This is a genomic window from Parapedobacter flavus, from assembly GCF_035818675.1.
Taxonomy (GTDB): Bacteria; Bacteroidota; Bacteroidia; order Sphingobacteriales; family Sphingobacteriaceae; genus Parapedobacter; species Parapedobacter flavus.
The window spans coordinates 199503-223887 of sequence record NZ_JAYKZZ010000016.1 but is presented as its reverse complement, the minus strand read 5'-3'; the positions used below and the strand labels follow the sequence as shown (position 1 = coordinate 223887).

22 protein-coding genes are annotated in these 24385 nt (G+C 52.6%); 11 read left to right on the top strand and 11 right to left on the bottom strand.

Features of this window, described 5'->3' with window-relative positions:
* Window positions 1-78: 78 nt before the first annotated feature.
* Window positions 79-693: a DUF4833 domain-containing protein gene (locus U9S71_RS14215; protein WP_326328174.1), complete on the top strand. Its 615-nt coding sequence runs from the start codon at window positions 79-81 to the stop codon at window positions 691-693.
* Here the strand turns inward: U9S71_RS14215 and bshC are convergent.
* The 6 genes from bshC to rpmB all read right to left on the bottom strand — a co-directional run bounded on the left by bshC (window position 687) and on the right by rpmB (window position 5418).
* Window positions 687-2276, bottom strand: a complete 1590-nt coding sequence (bshC, locus tag U9S71_RS14210) for a bacillithiol biosynthesis cysteine-adding enzyme BshC (RefSeq protein WP_326328173.1) — start codon at window positions 2274-2276, stop codon at window positions 687-689. The genes U9S71_RS14215 and bshC overlap by 7 nt on opposite strands.
* Before the next feature lie 48 nt (window positions 2277-2324).
* Window positions 2325-3659, bottom strand: a complete 1335-nt coding sequence (gene rimO / locus U9S71_RS14205) for a 30S ribosomal protein S12 methylthiotransferase RimO (RefSeq protein WP_326328172.1) — start codon at window positions 3657-3659, stop codon at window positions 2325-2327.
* A 13-nt stretch (window positions 3660-3672) separates the two neighbouring features.
* On the bottom strand, window positions 3673-4635 hold the full coding sequence (gene ftsY, locus U9S71_RS14200; protein WP_326328171.1) for a signal recognition particle-docking protein FtsY: 963 nt from the start codon (window positions 4633-4635) through the stop codon (window positions 3673-3675).
* 91 nt (window positions 4636-4726) lie between these two features.
* Window positions 4727-4912 (bottom strand): DUF4295 domain-containing protein, encoded by a 186-nt coding sequence (locus U9S71_RS14195; protein ID WP_326328170.1) that lies wholly within the window; start codon window positions 4910-4912, stop codon window positions 4727-4729.
* A gap of 45 nt (window positions 4913-4957) precedes the next feature.
* Window positions 4958-5140, bottom strand: coding sequence for a 50S ribosomal protein L33 (gene rpmG, locus U9S71_RS14190; protein ID WP_257658623.1), 183 nt, complete (start codon window positions 5138-5140; stop codon window positions 4958-4960).
* 44 nt (window positions 5141-5184) lie between these two features.
* Window positions 5185-5418 carry a 50S ribosomal protein L28 gene (gene rpmB, locus U9S71_RS14185; RefSeq protein ID WP_188507788.1) on the bottom strand — a complete coding sequence of 78 codons (234 nt, stop codon included), beginning with the start codon at window positions 5416-5418 and terminating at the stop codon, window positions 5185-5187.
* Between the two features lie 337 nt (window positions 5419-5755).
* Between rpmB and U9S71_RS14180 the strand changes: the two genes are divergently transcribed.
* The 4 genes from U9S71_RS14180 (at window position 5756) to U9S71_RS14165 (ending at window position 10984) form a co-directional block, all read left to right on the top strand.
* Window positions 5756-6286 carry a T9SS type A sorting domain-containing protein gene (locus U9S71_RS14180; RefSeq protein WP_326328169.1) on the top strand — a complete coding sequence of 177 codons (531 nt, stop codon included), beginning with the start codon at window positions 5756-5758 and terminating at the stop codon, window positions 6284-6286.
* An 11-nt stretch (window positions 6287-6297) separates the two neighbouring features.
* Window positions 6298-7452 carry a type IX secretion system outer membrane channel protein PorV gene (porV, locus tag U9S71_RS14175; RefSeq protein ID WP_326328168.1) on the top strand — a complete coding sequence of 385 codons (1155 nt, stop codon included), beginning with the start codon at window positions 6298-6300 and terminating at the stop codon, window positions 7450-7452.
* A gap of 31 nt (window positions 7453-7483) precedes the next feature.
* The gene (locus U9S71_RS14170) at window positions 7484-8440 is read left to right on the top strand and encodes a collagen-like domain-containing protein (protein ID WP_326328167.1); all 957 of its coding nucleotides are present in this window, start codon (window positions 7484-7486) and stop codon (window positions 8438-8440) included.
* 579 nt (window positions 8441-9019) lie between these two features.
* Complete coding sequence (locus tag U9S71_RS14165; RefSeq protein WP_326328166.1) at window positions 9020-10984, top strand: hypothetical protein; 1965 nt, start codon at window positions 9020-9022, stop codon at window positions 10982-10984.
* Window positions 10985-11004: 20 nt separating this feature from the next.
* On the opposite strand, the gene U9S71_RS14160 is transcribed toward U9S71_RS14165, so the two are convergent.
* Window positions 11005-11763 carry a sensor histidine kinase gene (locus U9S71_RS14160; protein ID WP_326328165.1) on the bottom strand — a complete coding sequence of 253 codons (759 nt, stop codon included), beginning with the start codon at window positions 11761-11763 and terminating at the stop codon, window positions 11005-11007.
* A gap of 85 nt (window positions 11764-11848) precedes the next feature.
* On the opposite strand from U9S71_RS14160, the gene U9S71_RS14155 reads away from it, so the two are divergent.
* The 3 genes from U9S71_RS14155 to U9S71_RS14145 are packed head-to-tail and all read left to right on the top strand — an operon-like array spanning window position 11849 to window position 15894.
* Window positions 11849-13300 carry a flavin-containing monooxygenase gene (locus U9S71_RS14155; RefSeq protein ID WP_326328164.1) on the top strand — a complete coding sequence of 484 codons (1452 nt, stop codon included), beginning with the start codon at window positions 11849-11851 and terminating at the stop codon, window positions 13298-13300.
* A gap of 42 nt (window positions 13301-13342) precedes the next feature.
* Entirely contained in the window at window positions 13343-15130 is a 1788-nt protein-coding gene (locus tag U9S71_RS14150; protein ID WP_326328163.1) for a histidine kinase, read from the top strand.
* Between the two features lie 8 nt (window positions 15131-15138).
* Complete coding sequence (locus U9S71_RS14145; RefSeq protein ID WP_326328162.1) at window positions 15139-15894, top strand: LytR/AlgR family response regulator transcription factor; 756 nt, start codon at window positions 15139-15141, stop codon at window positions 15892-15894.
* A gap of 38 nt (window positions 15895-15932) precedes the next feature.
* Here the strand turns inward: U9S71_RS14145 and nagB are convergent, their stop codons facing one another.
* On the bottom strand, window positions 15933-17861 hold the full coding sequence (nagB, locus tag U9S71_RS14140; protein ID WP_326328161.1) for a glucosamine-6-phosphate deaminase: 1929 nt from the start codon (window positions 17859-17861) through the stop codon (window positions 15933-15935).
* 376 nt (window positions 17862-18237) lie between these two features.
* Here nagB and U9S71_RS14135 point away from each other — a divergent pair, with 376 nt between their 5' ends.
* The 3 genes from U9S71_RS14135 (at window position 18238) to U9S71_RS14125 (ending at window position 22728) form a co-directional block, all read left to right on the top strand.
* Window positions 18238-19893: a beta-N-acetylhexosaminidase gene (locus U9S71_RS14135; RefSeq protein WP_326328160.1), complete on the top strand. Its 1656-nt coding sequence runs from the start codon at window positions 18238-18240 to the stop codon at window positions 19891-19893.
* 11 nt (window positions 19894-19904) lie between these two features.
* Window positions 19905-21152 carry a glycoside hydrolase family 88 protein gene (locus U9S71_RS14130; protein WP_326328159.1) on the top strand — a complete coding sequence of 416 codons (1248 nt, stop codon included), beginning with the start codon at window positions 19905-19907 and terminating at the stop codon, window positions 21150-21152.
* Window positions 21153-21306: 154 nt separating this feature from the next.
* Window positions 21307-22728 carry a Gfo/Idh/MocA family protein gene (locus U9S71_RS14125; RefSeq protein WP_326328158.1) on the top strand — a complete coding sequence of 474 codons (1422 nt, stop codon included), beginning with the start codon at window positions 21307-21309 and terminating at the stop codon, window positions 22726-22728.
* Between the two features lie 21 nt (window positions 22729-22749).
* On the opposite strand, the gene U9S71_RS21090 is transcribed toward U9S71_RS14125, so the two are convergent.
* The 3 genes from U9S71_RS21090 to U9S71_RS14115 are packed head-to-tail and all read right to left on the bottom strand — an operon-like array spanning window position 22750 to window position 24271.
* Window positions 22750-23466, bottom strand: a complete 717-nt coding sequence (locus U9S71_RS21090; protein ID WP_436410332.1) for an aminotransferase class I/II-fold pyridoxal phosphate-dependent enzyme — start codon at window positions 23464-23466, stop codon at window positions 22750-22752.
* Window positions 23448-23903, bottom strand: a complete 456-nt coding sequence (locus tag U9S71_RS21085; protein ID WP_436410329.1) for an aminotransferase class I/II-fold pyridoxal phosphate-dependent enzyme — start codon at window positions 23901-23903, stop codon at window positions 23448-23450. The genes U9S71_RS21090 and U9S71_RS21085 overlap by 19 nt, the downstream gene beginning before the upstream one ends.
* Before the next feature lie 14 nt (window positions 23904-23917).
* Window positions 23918-24271 (bottom strand): helix-turn-helix domain-containing protein, encoded by a 354-nt coding sequence (locus tag U9S71_RS14115; RefSeq protein ID WP_326328157.1) that lies wholly within the window; start codon window positions 24269-24271, stop codon window positions 23918-23920.
* Window positions 24272-24385 lie beyond the last annotated feature (114 nt).

Genomic DNA, 24385 nt, shown 5'->3' with positions numbered 1-24385 from the left:
AATGGAATCTCATTGGGATTCAACGGCTAATGTACGAATTATTAATTATTCGCTATCTTTGGAAAAAGGAGACCGCTTATGCTGGGATACCCGCTTTTACGTCCGCATGCCTTATACGACCTATGCTCCCGCGGGAGCGCAAGAAACAGTTTGTATGTTCTGCTCCTATTTTCGGGATTCACACTGACTGCCCAGGAGCGCCAGTCGACCAAAAATGTCGTGGTCGATAGTCTGCCGGTACCCGACGAACCGAAGCAGTTGTTCTACTTGCAGCGCGACCCGGATGCCAACACGGTGATCTACCAACTGAATACCGTTGATGGGGTGGTTGATGTCGATGAACCGGTAAAGGCCTATTGGATACGCTATGCGGAGGGCGGCACACGCAAAGATTTAAACTTTCTGCAGCGCACCATGGCGTACGGCATCAGTCACAAAGCGCTTGATGATGGTGCCTTCGAGCTGCGGCTGGCCGCTTACAAAGACCATCCGCTACGATTGGCTTATTGTGAAAAAAGCAAAACCTATAAAGTTTATACCACTATCGATCGCCGCGAGGCGGCACTAGCGCGCATTTTTGTACGGATTGATGGGGGAAGCGTGCTTAGCCCCAACATTATGTACTTCGAACTGACCGGCCGTGACACCACGACCCAGGCACAGGTGAGCGAACGAATTAAGCCGGTTCAGTAAATGATGGTAAACTTGAAATCCAACGGGCTGAAGTGCTGGATGAGCTCTTCGATCAGGCGGTCGCCATAACGCACATATAATGGACCCATGTTTTCCGATCGTTCCTGCAACACGCCGCCAGGAAAAAGCTTTTCCTTGATACGGTCGATCTGGATCAGCGCATCTTCATGGTTACGCTTATCGGCTTTAAGCAGCTTCTTCTCTAGGTTATTGATGGCCTTTTTCAACCGTGCCTTCACCGCATCGGTACTGGGGCCCAAGCTTGGATCGATCTTATGGGCCCGAAGCCTGAGCTTGCTAAAGATAGCGTTGAGTTCCATCCACTCGTCATTAAGCGTAAGCCGGTGTTTGGTATGGCGGCGCACATATTCTTTTTTGAGCTCTTCGGTATCTTTGAAAATGCTCCGGAAGGTGAGGTTGAGCCGCAGCACCTTCACAGACATGTTGTCGTCCGTGATCATGGCCGAGTTGCGCGGCACGAGGATGGGGAAGTCGACGTCAAAATGCTCGAAAACCGATTTCAGCTGTAGCCAGTAGGCGATTTCGGCACCACCGCCAATGTAGGCCAAGTTGGGCAGGATCACTTCTTGGTACAACGGGCGCATCACCACATTCGGACTGAAGCGCTCGGGGTGGCGGTGTATTTCGGCCTTGAGCTCGTCTTCGGAAAAATAAAGCCCTTGGTTGAGCACCTCAAACCGGCCGTCGTCCAGCTTCACGATACGCTCCCGGAACGTATCGGTGAGGTAGAAAAAGTTGATCTCGCGGGCGTGCACCTGACTGGCAAAGCCGGCGGCTTGCAAGGCTACCGACGTTTGCTCGATGGCGTCATGGCTGTGGCCGCCAAGGATATCCCGCTCGATGAAAGCGGCGAAACGTTGCTTGAGCGACGCCTCATCAGCATCGATGATGACGAGGCCGTGGGCACCGAACAAGCCATCCACGAGACTCCGTGTCGCGTCTGCCAAGTTATCGTGTTGCAGATACGCCGTTCGGACTAGTGTGGCCAATTTGGACGAGTTGTCTGACAGGCCCAACGCACGCTGGTACTCCTGCACGGTATCGTCCATCCCTGCCGTCTTCATTCGGCCCGTAGCGCCCACCGCCGGGGTATCCCACACGATTTTCTTGCCGTGGAGGCGCGTATGGTTGATTTCCGCGAAATCATGGTCTTCGGTAGCCATCCAATAAACGGGCACGAAATGATAGTCGGGAAAGGCCGCTTTGAGGTCGCGCGCGAGCCGTATGGTGCTGGCAATCTTGAAGATGAAATACAGCGGCCCGGTAAATATATTGAGCTGGTGGCCGGTGGTGACGGTGAAGGTGCGCTCGTCTGCCAGGGCACTGATGTTGGCTGTCACGGCAGAACGTTCCGCCAAGACGTGACCATATTGGCGCCGCAATACTTGAACCAATTCCGTTCGGTCGGTTTTTCCAGTTTTGGCTTCGATTTGCCGGGCGAAGCCGTCAAGCGTCGGCCTATTGCCCGCGAAGGGTGCCAAAGCAGGCGCATCGGCGAGATATGCCAGCAAGGTCTTGGAAAAGCTGTTGGTATCTTTGTAATCTATATAGGTGGCCTTCATCAGTAAACAAAGATAGGCGTTGCCGGCAAAAACCGCGACTGATAACGATTATTTGACAATCGTTCCATATAGATCGAAGTCTTCGGCCCGGTCTATATGTACATTGGCGAAGTGGCCTAGCGTTAAATGCCTTTGTGCCGCGGGAATGAGCACCTCGTTATCCACCTCAGGCGAATCGTATTCGGTGCGGCCAATAAAATAGTCGCCCTCCACCTTATCGACCAATACCTTGTAGGCATTCCCTACTTTCTGCTGGTTGATATCGAACGAGATGCCCTGTTGGATGTCCATGATCTGCTCCACGCGGGCGGCCTTTGTTTCTTCGGCCACGTCGTCTTCCAGCGTGTGAGCATGGGTTTTTTCTTCGTGCGAATAGGTAAAGCAGCCGAGGCGGTCGAACCGCGTATCGGCCACCCATTGCTGAAGCTCATCGAAATCCCGCTCGGTTTCGCCGGGATAGCCGCAGATGAGGGTGGTACGCAGAGCAATGCCCGGCACGCGATCGCGTATGGCGGTGACCAGATCGATGGTTTTCTGCTTGGTGATGCCGCGCCGCATGGACTTGAGCATCGGATCGCTGATGTGCTGCAAGGGCATATCGAGGTAATTGCAGATATTATCGCGTTCGTTCATGGCATCGAGGATATCCATAGGGAAGCCTGATGGGTAGGCATATTGCAGCCGTATCCATTCAATACCGTTTACGTCTGATAATCGGCGCAATAAATCGGCAAGGTTGCGCTTCCCGTACAGGTCGAGCCCGTAATAGGTGAGGTCTTGCGCGATGAGGATAAGCTCCTTGGTGCCGTTTTTGGCCAGGAGTTGCGCTTCCTTCACCAAGTCTTCCATGGGTTTGGACATGTGCTTGCCCCGCATGAGCGGGATGGCACAGAAGGAACAGGGGCGGTTGCAGCCCTCGGCAATCTTGAAGTAAGCAAAGTGCGAAGGGGTGGTAAGCAACCGCTCGCCCACCAACTCGTGCTTATAGTCCGCGCCTACAGCGCCCAGTAAGTCTTGGAGATCGTGCGTGCCGAAGTAGGCATCTACATTGGGGATCTCATTTTGCAGTTCCGGTTTGTAGCGTTCGGACAGGCATCCGGTAACGATGACCTTGCTCACCTTGCCCTCATCTTTGAGCGCGCTGTACTGTAGGATGGTATCGATGGATTCTTGTTTGGCGTTATCGATGAACCCACAGGTATTGATGACCACGATATCGTCCGTGCGGATGTCGGCCGACTCATGCACCACGGGCATATCGTTGCCGCGCAGTTGGCCCATCAGCACCTCGCTATCGTGTATGTTTTTGGAGCAGCCCAGGGTCACCACGTTTACACGGGGTTTCTGGGGTATATCTGCTTCCTTTGTCAGTTTCGTCTTCATGCTATCGTTATGTTCATTTGAACAGGGAGTCGACAAACTCCTTCTTGTTGAACAGCTGGAGGTCGTCCATTTTTTCGCCCACGCCAATGTATTTCACCGGTATTTTGAACTGGTCGGATATGCCGATGACCACGCCGCCTTTGGCAGTACCATCGAGTTTTGTGAGGGCCAGCGCGTTAACGTCTGTAGCTTGGGTAAACTGCTTGCACTGCTCGATGGCGTTCTGGCCGGTAGAGGCATCGAGCACGAGCAGGATTTCGTGGGGCGCACCGGGTACGATCTTCTGCATAACCTGCTTGATCTTGGTGAGCTCATTCATGAGCGCTACTTTGTTGTGCAACCTGCCGGCGGTGTCGATGATGGCCACATCGTCGCCATTGGCTACGGCCGATTTGACCGTATCGAACGCTACGGAAGCAGGGTCTGACCCCATTGCTTGTGCCACCACACGCACGCCGACACGCTCGCCCCACAGCTGGATCTGTTCCACGGCTGCTGCGCGGAATGTATCGGCAGCGCCAAGGACCACACTGTTACCGGCCTGTTTGAGCTGGTGGGCCAGTTTGCCGATGGTGGTTGTTTTGCCCACACCGTTGACGCCAACCACCATGATGACGTAAGGCTTGTGCTCGCCATATTCGAAGTGCTCGAAATCGCTGCTGTTGTTTTCGGCGAGCAGGGTTTGGATCTCATCGCGCAGGAGGGTGTTGAGCTCGGACGTGTTGATGTACTTATCGCGCGCCACGCGGGCTTCGATGCGGTCGATGATTTTGAGGGTGGTGGTCACGCCTACATCCGAAGTAACGAGCACCTCTTCCAGTTCGTCGAGCACGTCATCATCTACGGTAGATTTGCCCACAACCGCCTTAGTGATTTTGGACAAAAACCCTTCTTTGGTTTTCTCGAGGCCCTTATCGAGGGCTTGCTGGGCCTCGGGTGTTTCCTGCTTTTTCTTGAAAAAATCAAATAGTCCCATACCTTGTTATCGCTGAAATGCAAACATAACAAAAAAGCCCTTCCGGTAGTTTTCCGAAACGGCTTTTCGCAATATCGATTGGCTGCAGCAGTTACTCTGCAGCGGTTTCTTCAACGGCTACTTTAGCTGCCTCTACGGCATCTTTGATGTGGTCGTTGTGCGCAATCAGTTCCTTAAAGGTATATGCACCAGTTTTGGGGGACCTTACGGCAGTGATAACCTTGGTGTAGTCTTTGCCTTTGCCCGTTTTGAGTGATGCTACTGCTTTCTTTGCCATCTCTTTTTATTCATTATGCAAATTGCTGATGAAAGCAACTGCGATTTATTTAATCTCTTTGTGAACGGTAACACGACGCAACACCGGGTTGAATTTTTTCAATTCAAGCCGCTCAGTGGTGTTTTTCTTGTTCTTGGTGGTGATGTAACGCGACATCCCCGGCTGACCGCTTTCTTTGTGCTCGGTACATTCCAGAATGACCTGTACCCTATTTCCTTTTTTTGCCATTGCTTCGTTGTATTATCATCCGCCCAACCGGTGCGGATAGTTCTTTAGACGTATCCCTTCTTGATAAACTTGTTAATCACGGCGGTGATGCCGTTTTTGTTGATGGTCTTTATCGCCGAGGTGGATACTTTCAGGGTAATCCAACGGTTTTCTTCAGGAATGAAGAACCGCTTGGTCTGCAGGTTGGGGTAAAACTTACGCTTCGTCTTCGCATTTGAATTGGAAACGTTGTACCCATTCATCGCCCCTTTTCCTGTTAAATCACAAACTCTTGACATGATGGTATGCTATTATATATTATTAACCCCTTTTCGCAAAGGGTTTGCAAATATCTGCATTTGTTTTTTATTATACAATTATTTTTTCATCTAAGTATAATTTGCCTTTTAACAGTGATGAAGCTTGCGTTTCCGCAGGTTTCGAATTGATAAACGCTAGATCCAACCCGCCAAATTCAGTGCAATCTTTTTGTGCAGTATACTAAAAACCGACCATCAATTGAAACGCCCTTTCTATAAATCGGGGGAACCCATTGGTTAAGTGCTATGCAAAGCGTATGGCACCTGCCACTAGTTTTGACCCTCGAACTAGAAAAGCTTCAAAATTATGGCTCCTTTGGCATTACTTATAGGCAACAGTCGCTACCTCCCAGGCCTCCTATGCGCAGTCTTACTTAGCGCATCTGCCGCAACCCTGCATGCGCAAGAACTCGTATTGGAAAGACAGGTGGTAGGGAGCACGGGGTATAGTATGCAGGTGGGTCACACCATTTTTCAGTACACCGCTGGTGAAGCGGTGGTCGCGACGCTGATGGAGTCGCCTTTACTCCTCACCCAGGGGTTTCAGCAACCGGAAGTAACCGTAATCCACGATATCCCCCAGCTACCGTACTTGACCGACTTCATCTTATTCCCGAACCCGGCATCCAGCTATACCACCATCCGGTTCAATTTATTTGCTCCCGGCAATGTACGGCTCATGCTGGTCAACAACGCGGGCCAGGTTGTATATAGTGAAGATCGCAACGTAGCCGCCGGCCTGCTCGAATACCGCGTACCGCTTGAACAGTATGCTTCGGGCCTGTACTACGTGGTGCTGTCCGTTGACTCATCGAGAAAATACACCGAGAAATTAATCATTCAGTAACAACCAACGCAATGAACACCAAAACACTCACCGGCGCTTTCCTGATCCTGCTCGTCGGGCTGATCCCCGCAGTGACACGGGTAACGGCCCAGCATAATCGGACCGTCACTACCGGTGCATCCTTCCTCTTGCTGAGCCCCGATGCCCGCAATGCCGGCGTGGGTGAGGCTGGTACGGGCCTGGAGTCCGATGCCAATGCCCTCTATGCTAACGCGGCAAAAATAGTCTTCGCCGACCGGATGGGCATTAGCCTCTCCTATACCCCGTGGATGCGCCAACTGGTGGATGACGAGCACTTGAGCTACTTGGCGGCGTACCGCCGATTGAACGACCGGGAGTCGCTGGGGATGTCGATCAAATATCTCGACTTGGGTGATGCTTCCTTTCGGGACGAAGCAGGCAACCTGTTGCAGCGGTATAGCCCCGCGGAGTTTGCACTCGACGTCAGCTATGCCCGCAAATTGGGCGAGCATTTCGCCATGGCGCTTACGGCGCGGTACATCCACAGTGCACTGGGTGCCGGTGTTTACAATGGGCTGGAAACGGATCCAGCCAATGCATTTGCAGTGGACGTGAGTGTTTACTCCGAACGTGAGCTATTCCAGTCCCGTCAATTCGGAAAGCGATTTGCCTGGGGAATCAACCTGAGCAATGTGGGCACCAAAATCAGCTACACCAATTCCAAAGAGAGCTTCCTACCGATGAATTTACGTTTAGGAACGGGGTATGCCCTTTACAACGACCCGAATAACCGGCTCACCCTGCTGCTGGACGTCAACAAACTCTTGGTCCCTACATCGCCGACATACAAATTGGACGAAAATGGACAGCCCACCACCGAAATAGCGCAAGGCAAAGACCCCAACAGAAGTGTGCCCGAGGCCCTGTTTACGTCGCTGTTCGATGCGCCGGGAGGATTCAGCGAGGAGCTTTCCGAATTTACGATTGCCGGAGGGTTCGAGTTCAGTTACTATCGGCAGTTTTTCCTCCGCGCGGGCTATTTCCATGAAGCGCCCGATAAGGGCAATAGACAACATCTCTCTACGGGATTAGGTCTTCGGGTGAGCGACTTCCAACTGGACATGAGCTACACCATGCCAATGGCTGGGCGGTATACCGTGCGCAATGAATTTAAAGCGACACTCAGCTTTAACCTTAACAATTAAATCGAACAACAAAAACAGCTAAAATATGATTATGAAAGCAAAACTATTCATCGCCGCATTCGGATTGCTGCTCGCGTGCTTGGGTGCATCGGGGCAATCTGGTCTCGACGGCATCAATTACCAAGCGGTAGCCCGGAACACGGACGGAACGGTATTGGCCGAAAAAAGCATCCGCGTACGACTATCCGTCATCGGCGAGTCGGCAGCCGGCGAGGTCCAGTACCGTGAAGAACATGAGCTCACCACCAATAAGCTGGGGCTTTTCACACTGCAGATCGGCCGGGGACAGGCTGACCAAGGGACGTTTGCCACGATTCCGTGGCAAAACGCCAACCAGTACCTGAAAGTGGAAATTGCCATGGATGGCGGCATGTTTGCTGACTTGGGCACCACCCAGCTGATGAGCGTACCATTTGCACTGTATGCGGCATCAGGAGGGGCGCCCGGAGAAGCCGGGCCGCAGGGGCCGGCAGGACCACAAGGCCCGGCAGGTCCGCAAGGACCCCAAGGAGAGAAGGGCGATCCCAATGGCCCTCCGGGACCGCAGGGTGAGCAAGGTGAAAAAGGAGATCCTGGTATACAGGGACCGCAAGGTGTCGCTGGACCGCAGGGTCCCGAAGGACCGCAAGGCGAGAAAGGCGATACCGGTGAGCAGGGCATCCAAGGCATTGCTGGACCACAAGGAGAAACCGGACCACAGGGGGTCGCAGGACCGCAAGGACCAGCAGGACCCCAAGGGGAGCAGGGCGAGAAAGGCGATACCGGTGAGCAGGGCATCCAAGGCATTGCTGGACCACAAGGAGAAACCGGACCACAGGGGGTCGCAGGACCGCAAGGACCAGCAGGACCCCAAGGTGAGCAGGGCGAGAAAGGCGATACCGGTGAGCAGGGCATCCAAGGCATAGCTGGACCACAAGGAGAAACCGGACCACAGGGGGTCGCAGGACCGCAAGGACCAGCCGGACCCCAAGGTGAGCAGGGCGAGTAAGGCGATCCCGGTGAGCAGGGCATCCAAGGCATAGCTGGACCACAAGGAGAAACCGGACCACAGGGGGTCGCAGGACCGCAAGGACCAGCAGGACCCCAAGGGGAGCAGGGCGAGAAAGGCGATACCGGTGAGCCGGGCATCCAAGGCATTGCTGGACCACAAGGAGAAACCGGACCACAAGGAGAAATCGGGCCACAGGGGGTCGCAGGACCCCAAGGACCAGCAGGGCCCCAAGGTGAGCAGGGCGAGAAAGGCGATACCGGTGAGCAGGGCATCCAAGGCATTGCTGGACCACAAGGAGAAACCGGACCACAAGGAGAACTCGGGCCACAGGGGGTCGCAGGACCCCAAGGACCAGCCGGGCCCCCAGGTGAGCAGGGCGAGAAAGGCGATACCGGTGAGCAGGGCATCCAAGGCATCGCTGGACCACAGGGTATAGCTGGACCGCAGGGACCTGAAGGACCACAGGGTGAGCAAGGTGAAAAAGGCGACCAGGGCGAACCGGGTCCCGCTGGCGCTGATGGTGTACTCACCGGCCCAGCAGGGGGCGACCTCTCAGGTAACTACCCCGATCCGGTGGTGGCTAAGTTGCAAACGGTGCCCGTATCTAATGCAGCCCCTGCTAATAACGACGTACTCAAATTTGATGGTGCGCAGTGGGTGCCGGGCGCAGTCGCGGGAGGCGGGCTTACATTGCCATTTATTGCTACGGAGAATCTACCCAGCACCTTATTCTCCATCACCAATGAAGGCAATGGCACGGCGGGGAATTTCGCGATTAACAACAGCGCCGCATCGGTGCCGACACTCCGCGTGCAGACCAATAGCAATACAGCTCCCGCAGCAAGTTTCGAGAACGCCGCCAATAGCGGCGGGAATGTGCTCTTGGTAGCAGGCAATGGAACCGGAACCAGCATGATAAGTCGGGCGAGCGGAACCGCCGGAAACGCTGGCTTTTTCCACACGAACAACACAAACAACAATTCGCATACGCTAAATGTCATGACCATAGGGGGCGGGGCAGCGGTTTCAGCACGGTCGACCTCGGGTAGTACGTTTTCGGGATTTAACAATAACTCAGGCACCGTTTTCGAGGGCGTCAAGCAAGGTACCGGTATGGTCGCCTCCTTTCGGTCGACCACCAGTTCCAATAACGATCCGAGTCTTTTTGTGGAAACAGTAAGCACAGGCACAGGCCGCGGAATCGATGTGGTCGCCGCCAATGGGACTGCGCTCCGCGCAACGAGTTTCGGGCCCGCGCCTGTAGCGGAGTTCTTTACCTCTGGAGGTGCCGACGCCAACGCACTGCTCTTGCGTAATACGGTGCAGGCCAACAATCAAGAAACCCTATTGGTGCAGTCAAACAGTACACTAGCAGCTGCGGCACGTTTTAGGGTGGCTGGTGGTATTGGGGCTGCGGTGATTGGTGAAACCACCGTTAATATTCCCAATAGTAATGCCGCCGTAACGGGTCGTGCTACGGGAACAGGGGGCGGCGCTGGCCATTTCGCCATCAGCAATGCATCAAATACGGCTTCGGCGCTACTTGCCGCATCGCAGGGTAGCGGAACGGCATTTTTTGCCAGAAATTCGGGCACCGGGCAGGCTGCGAGAATTTCCGTTGATCAACTTTCAAATCCAAGCACGGCACTACGTGTTGAGTCAAACAGCAACCAAGGATCAGCGGCCTATTTCACGTCAACCAGCCAGAATAGCTTAACACCGACGATAAGAATAGATGGGAACAACCATGGTGCCATTCTGGCCGAAAGTTCCGGTGCGACGGGGTACGTTGCCGACTTTAAAATCACGAATCCGGGTAATGTCTCCCCGGTCTTGGTAGCACGGCATGATGGGAATGGAGCTGGCTTATTGGCTTCATCCACTGGCGGCGGAATCGCAATTAGCGCATTGGCAAGTACCGGAACGGCGTTACGAGCCGTGGTTATTGGCAACGCTCCTGCAGCCCATCTGATTGCAGACAATGCCGCCAATGTATTAATCGTTCAGTCTGACGGCCCAGGTAACAAGGCCGTGTTTCGGTCAGGCAACAATCCAGCAACCAATGTCGCCCGGATCAATGCCGTGGGTACTGGCTTCTTCAACGGTGGCACCGTTAATGGTGGCGCCGACATCGCCGAAGCCTTTGACGTGGAAGGAACCATTGCCCAATACGAACCGGGGGATGTGCTGGTGATCTCCATGGATGAAGACCGCACGGTAGCCAAATCGGCCGAAGCATACTCCGATATCGTGGTGGGTGTGTACGCCACCAAGCCGGGCGTATTGCTCACTGAAGAAGGCATCGACGATGACATCTCACACATGGCACCCATGGGGGTAGTTGGGGTGATACCCACCAAAGTGTGCCTGGAAGGCGGCGCCATCAAACGGGGAGATCTTTTGGTAACTTCTTCCATGAGCGGCGTGGCCATGAAAGCCGACAAAAGCAAAATCGGGCCGGGCCAGGTGATCGGAAAAGCATTGCAGGAGTACAATGGTGCTGGTGTGGGTAAAATAAAGGTCTTGGTCAACGTGAAATAGCCGCAACGCGTGAACGGAATTTACTCACTGGATACCCGTGCAAGCTGGATCGCTACCGAAGTACCGACAGGCTGCCCATCGGCATCAACCAGGTCATGGATAGTAAAAGGCAGTACGCGACCAAACGCTTTATTGAACGCCGCAATGCGTTTGCGGGTAATCGCGATACCCAAGGACTTGTTGGTGGAGGGTACGTTTTCGATGGCGGTTGCAGACTGTTTACGACCAATACCATCGTCTGAAATGGAGCAGGACAATATATCTTCGTGTGTCGCCAAGAACTCGACAACGATGGTGCCGCATGCCTGTCGCGGGAGTAAGCCATGGATCAACGCATTTTCAACAAAGGGCTGGATAAAAAGCGGAGGCACAATGATGATTTCGGGGTCTATATCTGGTGGGGTGATGATTTCGATCGCAATTTGGTCGCCAAAACGAAGCTGCTCCATGTGGATGTACTGGCGTACGGTATCCAGCTCAACGGCAAGGGTGATGGTCGCTTCTTCAGAATGCTCCAACACTTTGCGGACCAGCCTGGACAGCGTGGTCACGTACCGGGTAGCCGATTGCTTGTCGCCTTGATGAATCATGCTATTGAGGCTATTCAGGCAGTTGTTGAGAAAATGGGGGTTCATCTGCAAACGCCAAAGTGCATCCTCCAGTTCGCTCACCCGTCGCTGATGAATGAGGTTGCTGGCGGTCGCTTTTTTCCGGAAATACCAGCAGCAGCTTGCTGTCAGCAACGCGGCGCCCCCGGCAATGAGAAAATAGGCAGTCATGTATACATAATTGGACTGCGTAAAATAAGTGATTTTAAGGCAACTATCACAAAGAACGAGAAAAAAAATTCAATTCAGTGTCAAAATGAAACATATAGGGATAATCGGGGCCGGTATCAGCGGCCTCACTACAGCAAAAACGTTCCTGCAAAAGGGCTATCAGGTCACCATACTGGAAAAATCTGATGGGGTTGGCGGGGTGTGGCATGGGAGCTGCTCCTACATGGGCGTGACCACGCAGACCACGCGCGATGAGTACGCGTTTTCGGATTTCCCGATGCCGGCGCATTACCCCATGTGGCCCACAGGCGGGCAGGTGCAGGAGTACTTGCAAAACTATGCCGCCCATTTTGGCGTGATGCCCCACATCCGTTTTCGTGCGACCGTCAAAAGTATGTACTACGATGGGTTCAACTGGGTGGTACGGCTCGAAGCCGGTGAGACCCTTTCTTTCGCTTACGTGGTGGTATGTACCGGCACCTTTCATGAGCCTTATATACCGAAGATTCCCGGCATGGATACCTACCACGAAACCGGTGGGCAACTGCTGCATTCCTCCCTCGTATCGGCTACCGAACAGCTGGCGGGCAAGGACATTGCCGTAGTCGGTTTCGCCAAGTCGGCCACCGATATCGCAACCACGGCATCCGAAATCGGCAAAAGCTGTACGCTCATCTACCGCCGGGCGCAATGGAAGGTGCCGCGCTACTTCGGCAACCGCGTCAACATGAAATACCTGCTGTTTTCCCGCTTTTCGGAAGCATTTTTCAATGCCCGCAAGAAACCGGTGTTCCAGCGTATCCTGCATTCGGTGGGAAAACCCATGGTGTGGGCGCAGTGGCGGTTGCTCGAACTGCTGCTGAAAAAACAATTCGGACTCAAAAAGTGCGGTATGCTGCCAACGCATCGCATCGAGGACCAGATCAGCTGCAGCTTGGGGGTGGAGCCGGTCGATTTTTACAAGAAAGTAGCCGCGGGGCAAATCGCGGGGATCTGCTCCGAAGTGGCCCGTTTTGAAGGCCGCGATATGGTGTTGACAAACGGGCAGGTCATACGGCCCGACATGGTGGTACTCGGCACGGGCTTCAGGCAGCGACTGCCTTTCCTCAATGTGCAATACCAAGAGATGATTACCAATGCAAAGGGCATGTACACACTGTACCGGAACATCCTGCATCCAGACCTCCCACAAATGGGATTCGTGGGATTCAATTCGAGTTTGTTTACCACGCTAACCTCCGAGGTGGCCGCACATTGGCTCGCTGCTGTCGTGTCGGGCGAACTGATCCTACCGCCCGCCGAAGATATGCTGGATGAAATGCGCGCAATGGAAAAATGGCGGAGCGTGGGGAGGCCCATTGCGTCGGAATTCAGCGGCTTGTGCGTGGCCCCCTTCAATTTCCAGCACCTGGATGAACTGATGGCCGACATGGGTCTCCGTACCCGGGCCTCCCGGAATATCATTCATGAATTTTTCAAGCCCATTAATCCCAAAGACTACAAAAAAATGCTTTCAGGAAAACCAAAGGCTTTTTAATCCCCTTTTTTCCTACCTTAGCGGTAAGGTAAACAGCTCACGATGCGCCTCCGGAAACGGTTATACACACGACTCCTACTATCCATTGCACTGGGTACGGGGATAGCTGTGGCATCGGGGCAGGAAACGGACAGCTGGGCACAGGTGGAGCAAAATGGGGGGGGTACCATCACGGCATTGTGGTATGACATCGACCCGTTCATTTTTGATGACGTGAACGGAAAACTGCAAGGTGTGGAATATGAACTGATGGAATCCTTTGCCGACTGGGTCAAAAAGACCTACGGCTACGAAGTTTCTATTAACTGGAAAGACGCTGGTAGCTTTAACGGCATTTACGACCAAATCAAGCACGCCTCGGGTAGCGGCCTATTCGGATGGTCCTTTTTTTCCATCACGCCCGAAAGGAAGCAGGAAGTACGGTTTACCCCGCCCTACATGCCCGACATCAATGTACTGGTAACCAACGACCTCATGCCTATATTTAGCAACGAAGCTGCATTCATCGACACCATACGCCACTTGCATGGCTATACGATGCAGCACACCGCTATGGAGCATGATATGGAGGCGCTAATCCGCGGCTATGACATCGCCGTTTCCCGCCAATATGATGATTATGAAATACTGGAGAAAATAGCGGAAGAACGGAACGCTTTCGGCTATGTTCCGCTTACGGTGTACGTAGTAAGCCTGCAAAAAGGCATCAAAGTGAAAAGGCAGCACCTCTTCGCCACCGAGCGACCGGGGCTGGCTGGTATATTCCCCAAAAATAGTGACTGGCAACCCATCGCAAACGAGTACTTCCAGAGCTTTGAATGCAAGCGGCTGGTAAACAAGTTGCTTGCCAAATATTTGGGCAGCGAAATTGGAGGGATTATCATGGAAGGCCCCGGGGCCAGCCCGGACGGACAACGCGACGCCGAATTGGAGCTGGTAACCAAGGAACGTGAAATCGTATCGCGAAGACTGGCCAGTACGCTGTTGGCATCCGAGCGCGATAAGACGCTGCGCTACGTGAGTATCCTGTTGATTATTATTGCCGTGGTCATCGTGGTACTGATGTATAACAGGTATCGGATGAAGACCCACCTGACCAAATTATTGACCCAACGCAATACCGTCATCGGGAAGCAAAACCGCGATATCGAACGCATAAACCGACGATTGCACATGCGGGTGCTACAGGCCCAGATAAATCCTCACTTTGTATTTAATTCGCTCAACGACCTGCAATACTACATCAATAAGGGCGATACCAATACGTCTTTGAGCTATGTTTCGCGGTTCTCCCGATTTATCCGGGAGCTGATTACCCAGGCCAACGAGCCGGAAATAACGCTGACACAGGAGAAACAATTTTTAAAACTTTACCTTGAACTTGAGAAAATGCGGTTCACGGGGAAATTCGATTACGTCATCGCAGCGGATGAAGATATGCCCCGAGACATTGCAGGGCTGCCACCGCTCATCATCTACCACTATGTGGAAAATGCCTTGTATCACGGCATCCTCAATCTCGATGAGAAGGGGGAAGTGACAATATCCTTCGGTTACCAGGCCCCACATTTGATCTGTACCATCACAGACAACGGTTGTGGCCGCGAAGCTGCCAAAGCACGGAAGCAGAAGCGCGACACAGACGACACAACCCCCTATAAGGGGTTACTCCACGACCGTATCCGCGTGTTGAATGAAGAAGTAACGGATCGGATATCGGTGAATGTACAGGACCTGGTGACGCCCGATGGAAATCCGGCGGGAACGCGGGTGGTACTGCAACTGCTTGTGAGCTCGCGTGCAGCAGACCCTATCGTATTTGATTATTGACAACGGCAATGCAGAAAGCAATTATCATCGAAGACGAAGTCCGCAGCAGAGAGCTCTTGCATGATCTCGTAATAGCAAATTGCCCGGAAGTGCAGGTGGTGGCCCAAACCGGGGCGATTGGTGAAGCCGTCGAACTGATTAGAGCGCACCAACCCCATCTGCTGTTTTTGGATATTGAGCTCCAGACCGGCACCGGCTTCGAAATCCTTCAACAGGTCGCGGACCTCAGCCCTGCCGTCATATTCACCACGGCGTATGACCATTATGCCATCAAGGCCATCAAGTTTAGCGCTGCCGACTACCTACTTAAACCCATCGATATCGATGAATTGAAAGAAGCAGTAAGCAAAGTGCTGAGCAGATCGGTAGAAAGCCACCAGCAGATGCTGAGCTCGTTGATACAGAACCTGAATAACATGCAACACCGTGGTGAACCCACCCTTACCCTGTCACTAGCCAACGAACTTGAGTTCGTGCCGCTGCAAAACATCATCCGTATCGAGGCCGCCGGCGCATACTCTACGTTTTACCTCACCTGTGGCCGGAACATCATGGTGAGTAAGAACCTGAAGGAATACGAAGTGTTATTGACAGGCCATCAATTCATGCGCATCCACAACTCCCACATCATCAATCTCAACGAGATAAAACGGATGCTAAAAACTGACGGCGGCTATGCCGTGATGAGCGACGATTTTCCGGTGATGATTTCCCCGAAAAAGAAAGAAACATTCATCCAGATGATGAATAATCGGAACCTGTAACATTTCCGCTCCTACGGGGTTGCCATAGACAACGAGCGTTATTCCTCTTCAAACTTCCACCGTACGAAGGCCTCAATAGCTTCATATTCAGCCATGCCCAAACCGTCGTATAGCTTGGCCGTTTCGCGGGTACGCTCTTCTGCGCGCACCCAGAATTCGCGGGCGTCATCGCCCGGGAATACGGGGAGGTCTTTCTGCGATTGATGCTTGAAGATAGCGTGCCGTTTGCGTAACACTTCTTGTGGCGATAATGGAACTGCCATTTCAATTTCGTGGATTTCGAACTCGTGCCAAGCACCGCGGTAAAGCCATAACCAGCAATCTTTGGTCCACGCTTCGGTTTTGCGGAGGCGTGCCATGGCTTCGTGGATGATATCGAAGCACACTTTGTGGGTGCCGTGCGGATCGGCGAAGTCGCCCGCGGCAAAAATCTGATGGGGCTTGATCTGTTGGAGGAGCTCCATGGTGGCCACGATGTCGTCTTCAAAATCGAGCGCCTTGCTGTACTTGCCCCGATCGTAGAAGGGCAGGTTCTGGAAATGGATATTCTCGTCGGGCAAGCCGGCGAAGCGAGCACCAGCGATGGCCTCGCCCTTGCGGATGAGCCCCTTGACGGTAAGCAACTCGGCCGTATCCATTTGGTTGGGCCGCTTGTCGCCAATAAACCGGCGTGTTTCGGCGTAGAGCGCTTCCAGTTTCTGCGTATCGATGCCCTGCGATTTGGCGAAATCGGTAGCAAACTCGATAAAGCGGAGTGCATCGTCGTCCCATACGGCCGTATTGCCCGAAGTTTGGTAGGCAACATGCACATCGTGCCCCTGGTCGGCCAGCCGGATGAAGGTGCCGCCCATGGAAATCACATCATCATCCGGGTGCGGCGAGAAAATGATCGACCGTTTCTTTGCCGGGTCGCGGCGTTCGGGGCGTTGGCTATCATCGGCATTGGGCTTACCGCCCGGCCATCCGGTAATGGTATGTTGCAGTTGGTTGAATATATCGATATTAATTTGGTATACGGGCCCCTTTTCGGTGGCCAGTTGTGCCATACCGTTGGTGTTGTAATCGTCTTCGGTAAGTTTAAGGACCGGCTTCTTGAGGGTTTGCGAAAGCCACACCACCGCCTTCTTAACGGTTTTGCGATCCCAAACGCAATCCTTCACCAACCACGGCGTATCGAAACGGGTGAGCATGGATGCCGCATCTTCGTCGAGCACGAACTCTACACTGTCCGAAAGCTGCAGGTAGGTGGCTGGCACATCGGCAGAAAGCTCGCCTTCGATAGCCTTTTTGACGATCTCGGCCTTCTTCTGGTTCCACGCCATAAGGATGATCTCGCGGGCTTTGAAGATGGTACCGATGCCCATGGTGATGGCCTTGGTGGGCACATTCTCTTTACCACCGAAATCGCGCGAGGCATCCCTGCGGGTAAGGTCGTCGAGCGTGACGAGCCGCGTGCCGGAATTAGGGGCTGATCCCGGTTCATTGAAGCCGATGTGGCCGGTACGGCCGATACCGAGGATCTGCAGATCCAGTCCGCCCAATGCCGTAATTTTCTGCTCGTAGGCCAAGCAGTAATCATGGATATCTTCCATGGCCAATGTACCATCGGGGATGTGCACGTTGGCTCGTTTGATGTCTACGTGGTCAAAGAGATGCGTATTCATGAACGTCACATAACTTTGCTCCGAATCGGGTAGCATCGGATAATATTCATCGAGGTTGAAGGTGACCACATTTTGGAAGCTGAGCCCTTCTTCGCGGTGCAAGCGGACCAGCTCCGCGTACACCCGCACGGGGGTGGCACCGGTAGCGAGGCCCAAGATAGCCTGCTCACCGTTCTCTTTTTTGCTACGGATCAGGTCAGCGATACGTTTGGCTACCGCCAAGGATGCTGCGGTAGGGTCGGCGTGAACACTCACGGGTACTTTCTCGAAGCGTGTTTCTTCCAGTAAATTTAGTCTTGCCATTATAGGAATTACGTAAAAGGTGAGACGCAAAAATAGGGATAAATGCCATATGTGCAGCAAGTTTTTGGGGAAATATTTACAAGCCAGCGTGGAACGGGCCGCGCAATCGTGTGCGTGTATGCATTTAGAAAAAAGAACCTGTCCTTCCCCGCTAAACTACGGCAGCGCGTCAAAGCCGATTTATTGCCAACCGTAATCGATTGTTCTGTTTACGCAATGGCGCGCACAAGGCGCCCATATAGCCGATTGTAATTAGACAAACGATTGCGTTAGTATTGGGTTTCTTTTTCTGATTAACCTTTTCTACCTTGCTGTGAGAAATTGTAATAATCCTTCGTAATTAGCAGGCCCAGGGGTTACTGATCATAAAAAAGCTATGAGGTTCGATGCATTTGTATTTATTGTTCTTTTCCTAACGATCCACGCCGCTGCAGCAAAAGGAACGGAAGTACCCATCATACCGAAGCCCTTGGTAAGTACGCCTGTGAATGAGGAGTTCATGCTTACCAAAGCAACGCCGATTATTATCGCGGATAAGGAAGCGGAGAACACGGGCTATTTTCTGCAAAAGGAGCTTTTGAAATATACCGGTATTCCGGTTACTATCCAAGATTCAGGAACCCAGCCTGCGATTTTGCTGAGTTTATCGACCGATAGGAGCTTGGCGGATAAAGCCTATCGCCTCACCATGAATTCCCAACAGATCCACATCACATCATCCGATGATGAGGGGTTGTTTTTGGGGGTGATGAGCTTAATGCAGATCGTGAGGCAGACCGATCGAAAAGGCGATGCGTTACACCTTGCCTGCTGGGACATCGAAGATAAAGCTTACTTTGAATGGCGAGGGGTCATGCTCGACGAATCCAGGCATTTTTTTGGAAAGGAAACGGTGAAACGTATTTTGGATTGGATGGCTTTCTACAAACTGAATCGGTTTCATTGGCACCTCACGGATCAACCGGGGTGGCGGATTGAGATAAAGCAGTACCCCAGGTTGACACTGGTGGGCGGAATAGGGAATCACTCGGACCCGCTTTCAACAGCCGCATATTATACGCAGGAAGACATTAAGGAAATTGTGGCTTACGCCACGGAACGACATATCGAGATCATCCCTGAAATTGATATGCCGGGACATGCAACCGCTGCTAACATGGCGTATCCGGAGTTTAGCGGCGGCGGGTCGGAACGATATCCCGATTTTACATTTAACCCCGGAAAGGACACAGTTTATGAATACCTGACGAACATCTTGAGGGAGGTCGATGCATTATTCCCGTTTCAGAAAATTCATTTGGGCGGCGATGAAGTCCATTTTGGCAATGCAAACTGGAAGGTAGATCCGTCTGTTCAATCGCTGATGCGCGAGCAGGAGCTGAAGACGCTAAAGGAGGTGGAAAATTACTTCATCCAACGGATGGCCGACAGTGTATTCAGGCTGAATAACGAAGTGTTTGCTTGGGATGAAGTGGTGGGGTCGGATCTCCCTATAAAGGGGACCACCGTGTTATGGTGGCGGCACGATAAACCGGAAGAATTAAGAAAAGGGCTTGATAAGGGCTTCAACACCATATTGTGCCCCAGGCTGCCGCTCTATTTTGATTTTGTTCAGGATAGTTCACATACCATCGGTCGCAAATGGCAAAAGGGTTTCGTGCCCATCGAGGCCGTTTACGACTTCCCTTCCGAAGCACTCATGGCCTATCCGAACGCAAACAAACTGATCAAAGGTATACAGGCCAACCTTTGGACAGAAGCCTTATCTACGGATGAACATATTGATTATATGCTGTTCCCCAGAATTACGGCACTGGCCGAATCGGCATGGTCCGACCCGAAGAAGAAGGATTACTCGAAATTTACAGAAAGGTTAGCGAATCACCTGGTACTTTTTGCCAGAGCGGGCCTTTATTATTTCGACCCCTTTGACCCCGAAAAGTTCCCGGAGTACCTCAGTCCGGTACAACGAAACCATATGGCCCCGGATTTCGATGAGCTGATGCGGTTAGAACAAAAATCGACTGATTAAAGATGAGAATTATGCTAAAGTTAAATTTATTAGGGATCGCGGTGCTGTGCTTTATGGCTTCATCATTCGTGGGTTGCACGGCACAAAAGGGCGAAACTCCGCAAGGGGCTGTGATTGACAGTGGGTTTGCAAGGGCAGAAATCCAACTGGCTAACATGCTTGATACGATTGCTAAATACCGTACCGATAGCAAATTCTTACCCAAGTCGGTGGGCAAAAATGGTAAAAACACCTTGTCGGGCATCTACGATTGGACGAGCGGATTTTTCCCGGGCACGCTATGGTACGCTTATGAATATAGTCAGGACCAAAAATGGAAAACGGAAGCAGAAAAATGGACGGCTTATTTAGAACCGGTTAAAGACTTTCATGGCCATCATGATGTTGGTTTTATGATTAATAGCAGCTATGGGAATGGTTACCGATTGACGGGCAATGCGACATATAAAGACATTATTGTGCAGGCTGCCCGGTCATTGAGCAAGCGCTATAATGAAAAGGTGGGGGCTATCTTATCCTGGGACGTCGACAAGGGTTGGCAGTCTGAAAGAGGGTGGGAATATCCGGTAATTATCGATAACATGATTAATTTGGAACTCCTTTTCAAAGCTGCCGAATTAAGTGGCGATTCTTCTTTTTATAACATCGCTGTTTCGCATGCTGACCGTACCCTGGAAAACCACTTCCGACCAGACTATAGCTCTTTCCATGTGGTCGACTATGACCCGGAAACAGGAGAAGTGAGGCATCGGCACACAGCGCAAGGTTATGCACACGAATCGGCATGGGCCCGCGGGCAGGCATGGGCTGTGTATGGTTATGCCCTTTGTTACGACGCGACGGGCGACGAACGCTATTTGGCGCAGGCACAACACATCGCCGATTATATTTTGAATCATCCTAATCTTCCGGATGACCTTATCCCATTTTGGGATTTCAATGACCCCAAAATCCCCAATACCTATCGGGATGCCTCCGCCGGTGCAATCATCGCTTCGGCATTGTTGAGCCTTTCAGAAATGGCCACTCCGGAGAAAGCAGCTCGTTATAAAACTGCAGCGATCAAGATGTTGCAGGCCCTATCGTCTGCCGATTATCTGGCGCAGCCGGGTACCAATAATGGATTTATCCTAAAGCATAGTGTGGGCTCCATTCCGCATGATAATGAAATCGATGTGCCGTTGGCCTATGCCGATTATTACTACCTGGAAGCTTTGTTGAAATATAGGGCGACCCTGAATGGGGGACGGATTGAATGAACGCTCCACGGAAGAAAAAATAATATTCAAACAAACGGTTGCGTTACCTTAATATTTTGATAACTCAGTAAACTGTACTATACTTGTTAAACGAACAACCCCATCCCGCGGAGGCGAGACAGGTACTAACCCTTGAAGACTAAAATATATACAGATGAAGTATAACCGTAGAAATTTCTTGAGAAGCGCCACCTTGCTATCGGGAGCAGTGGCTACATTGCCCGCCGTGGCACGCGAGGTACATGAAACCGGCAACGACTGGTTGCTCAATGCCCAGCCGGGGCTTCCGCAACGATTCAACATGAGCGGCTACGCGGCACCAAAAATCGATAAAGTGCGGATCGGATTCATTGGCTTGGGCCAGCGTGGACCCGGCGCGGTGAACCGCATGTCGCGCATTGAAGGCGTCGAAATCAAGGCCCTGTGCGACAAACTTCCGGAAAGGGCCACCAAGGCCCAGGGCATTCTGGAGAAAGCCGACCTGCCCAAGGCGAAGGAATATTCGGGCGAGGACGGATGGAAAGACATGGTGGCCAATGAGGATTTGGACCTGGTTTATATCTGTACCCCGTGGGACCTACACACACCGATGGCGGTGTATGCGATGGAGCATGGCAAACACGCCGCGAGCGAGGTGCCCATCGCCATTACGCTGGATGAATGCTGGCAGTTGGTCGAAACGTCGGAGCGGACAAAGAAACACTGCATGATGCTCGAAAACTGCTGCTACGACTTCTTCGAGATGCTGACGCTCAACATGGCGCGCAATGGCTTGTTCGGTGAGATTCTACATGCCGAAGGGGCGTATATCCACGATCTGCTCGATCTCAACTTCAACAAAGACGGTTACGCCGACATGTGGCGACTGCGGATGAATGCCACACACAACGGCAACCTCTACCCCACGCATGGCTTGGGGCCGATTGCCCAGTGCCTCAATATAAACCGTGGCGATAAGATGGATTACCTCGTGTCCATGTCGACCAACGACTTTATGATGGCCGAAACTGCCGATGCGAAGGCTGCCGATGATGCGTTTTTCGAACGATTTGCCGGACGCACTTACCGCGGCAATATGAACACCACCATGATTCATACGGCAAAGGGCAAAACAATGATGGTACAGCACGATGTTACGTCACCGCGGCCCTACTCACGCATCCACCTGGTCAGCGGCACCAAGGGGGTAGCCCGCAAATGGCCGGCGCCCGAACGCATTGCATTTGGCCACAACTGGGTAAAAGACGAGGAACTGAAAGAACTCTACGATAAGTATACCCCCGCGCTCATTAAGCACGTGGGTGAAGCGGCCAAACAGGTGGGCGGCCATGGTGGTATGGACTTCATCATGGACTGGCGATTGATCGATTGCCTGCGCAATGGGTTACCGCTGGACCAAGACGTTTATGATGGCGTAGCGTGGAGCAGCATATTCCCATTGAGTGAACAATCGGTGGCGCGGCGCTCGCAATCGCTGGATATCCCCGATTTTACGCGGGGCGCCTGGAAGCAGAACAAGCCGGTGGACCTTACGCTAGACGGCGGTGCCACCACCGGCGTACGCAAGGTTGGGTAACGAACCAATAAATCAAACGCCTCATGCCGTTTTGACGACCATGAGGCGTTCTATTGCCTTTTCCAATGTTTCTTCGCGCTTTGCGAAACAGATCCTGACCAAGCCCTGATTGATTGAACCGGTATAGAATGCGGCTACGGGAATAGTGGCGACCCCATGTTGCTGCGTAAGCCATTGACAAAACGCCTGCTCGGGCTGGTTGCTGATGGCCGAATAATCCGCCAACAGGAAATAGGTTCCCTCGCAAGGCAGCACCTTAAAGGGTGTGCCGGCCAGCCCGCTTAACAATAGGTTGCGCTTCGCTTGGAAAAACGCGTTAAGCTCCAGGTATTCTTCCGGCCGATCCATGAAATCGGCCAGCGCATACTGGGCAGGGGTATTGACGCTGAATACATTAAACTGATGTACCCTACGAAACTCGGCCATCAATGCTGCGGGCGCTAGGCAATAGCCTACCTTCCAGCCCGTGATGTGATAAAGCTTACCGAAAGAGGCGACCACATAAGTGCGCTCGCGCAATTCGGGATATTGTACAGCGCTGCGGTGGGTTTCGCCATCAAACACCACGTGCTCGTAAACCTCGTCGCTCAACACGTAGCAATTGCGACCGGCCACAACGCGCGAAAGCGCGCGGTAATCGGCATCACCGAGTACCCGCGCCGTCGGGTTATTGGGCGAATTGATGATGATCAGTCGGGTTTTGTCGCTCATCAATTGCGCTACCGCTTCCCAATTGATGGCAAAATCGGGTGCGACAGGGTAACCGGCTTGGGCACACCACCGAATAGGCGTACGGTAGGCGCGTAGGCATCATAAGCCGGTTCGAACAAAATCACTTCGTCGCCCGGACTGATCAATGCTGCCATAGCGGTGAACAACGCCTGCGTTGCCCCGGCGGTCACCGTGATCTCGGTCTCGGGATCGTAGCAAAAATCCGTCGCATCGGCTACTTTCGCACCAATCCGTTCGCGAAGCGCTGCCACCCCTGCCATAGGTGCATATTGGTTGTGCCCGCCCCGCATGTGCTGGGCAACCAACTCGACGAGCCGCGGCGAACAGTCGAAATCGGGAAATCCCTGCGAAAGGTTAATCGCCCCGTGCTGTGCTGCCAGCTGGCTCATCTGGGTGAATATGGACGTGCCGGTATGCGGCAATTTCGATTTCGGAGGTGTCATGCGGATATTATCACTCAAACCGTCTTCCCTTCCCTCAACATTTCGCGGTAAAAACGGATACTGTCTTCCAGCTGCGCAATATACGCTTCTTTATCGTGGATTATTTTATTGTACAGTGCCTTCTCTTCCGCGATAAGACGCTCGACATCTTCATGCGGCGGTTTTTCCGAACCCACCAAATCATGCAGCGTTACCTCCAGCACGGTTGCGATCTGCCCCAGCCGCTCGATGTCAATCCGCGTGATGCCCCCTTCGATATTCTGGTAGGTCTTCAATGCGATATGCAAAGCGTCCGCCATTTCGGCCTGCGACAACCCGCGCTCTTTTCGCAAGCGTTTGACTTTTGCCAGAATAGCAGTCTGTTCCATCGTCGTACATTTAGACACCAAAAACACCATTCCTTCACCTTATCTCCCTTTCGGGAGGTAAAGGTATTATTTTTTATAAAAAGACTACTAATTTAGTAGGTATTTTTTTACGTT

Excerpts from the sequence above, each read along its gene's own strand:
- ftsY (WP_326328171.1), bottom strand. The coding sequence starts at position 4,635 with ATGGGACTATTTGATTTTTTCAAGAAAAAGCAGGAAACACCCGAGGCC.
- U9S71_RS21085 (WP_436410329.1), bottom strand. The coding sequence starts at position 23,903 with ATGACACCTCCGAAATCGAAATTGCCGCATACCGGCACGTCCATATTC.
- porV (WP_326328168.1), top strand. The coding sequence starts at position 6,298 with ATGAACACCAAAACACTCACCGGCGCTTTCCTGATCCTGCTCGTCGGG.
- U9S71_RS14155 (WP_326328164.1), top strand. The coding sequence starts at position 11,849 with ATGAAACATATAGGGATAATCGGGGCCGGTATCAGCGGCCTCACTACA.
- U9S71_RS14130 (WP_326328159.1), top strand. The coding sequence starts at position 19,905 with ATGCTAAAGTTAAATTTATTAGGGATCGCGGTGCTGTGCTTTATGGCT.
- U9S71_RS14150 (WP_326328163.1), top strand. The coding sequence starts at position 13,343 with ATGCGCCTCCGGAAACGGTTATACACACGACTCCTACTATCCATTGCA.
- U9S71_RS14125 (WP_326328158.1), top strand. The coding sequence starts at position 21,307 with ATGAAGTATAACCGTAGAAATTTCTTGAGAAGCGCCACCTTGCTATCG.
- nagB (WP_326328161.1), bottom strand. The coding sequence starts at position 17,861 with ATGGCAAGACTAAATTTACTGGAAGAAACACGCTTCGAGAAAGTACCC.
- U9S71_RS14215 (WP_326328174.1), top strand. The coding sequence starts at position 79 with ATGCTGGGATACCCGCTTTTACGTCCGCATGCCTTATACGACCTATGC.
- U9S71_RS14195 (WP_326328170.1), bottom strand. The coding sequence starts at position 4,912 with ATGGCAAAGAAAGCAGTAGCATCACTCAAAACGGGCAAAGGCAAAGAC.
- U9S71_RS14135 (WP_326328160.1), top strand. The coding sequence starts at position 18,238 with ATGAGGTTCGATGCATTTGTATTTATTGTTCTTTTCCTAACGATCCAC.
- U9S71_RS14160 (WP_326328165.1), bottom strand. The coding sequence starts at position 11,763 with ATGACTGCCTATTTTCTCATTGCCGGGGGCGCCGCGTTGCTGACAGCA.
- rpmG (WP_257658623.1), bottom strand. The coding sequence starts at position 5,140 with ATGGCAAAAAAAGGAAATAGGGTACAGGTCATTCTGGAATGTACCGAG.
- bshC (WP_326328173.1), bottom strand. The coding sequence starts at position 2,276 with ATGAAGGCCACCTATATAGATTACAAAGATACCAACAGCTTTTCCAAG.
- U9S71_RS14145 (WP_326328162.1), top strand. The coding sequence starts at position 15,139 with ATGCAGAAAGCAATTATCATCGAAGACGAAGTCCGCAGCAGAGAGCTC.
- rimO (WP_326328172.1), bottom strand. The coding sequence starts at position 3,659 with ATGAAGACGAAACTGACAAAGGAAGCAGATATACCCCAGAAACCCCGT.
- U9S71_RS14170 (WP_326328167.1), top strand. The coding sequence starts at position 7,484 with ATGAAAGCAAAACTATTCATCGCCGCATTCGGATTGCTGCTCGCGTGC.
- rpmB (WP_188507788.1), bottom strand. The coding sequence starts at position 5,418 with ATGTCAAGAGTTTGTGATTTAACAGGAAAAGGGGCGATGAATGGGTAC.
- U9S71_RS14115 (WP_326328157.1), bottom strand. The coding sequence starts at position 24,271 with ATGGAACAGACTGCTATTCTGGCAAAAGTCAAACGCTTGCGAAAAGAG.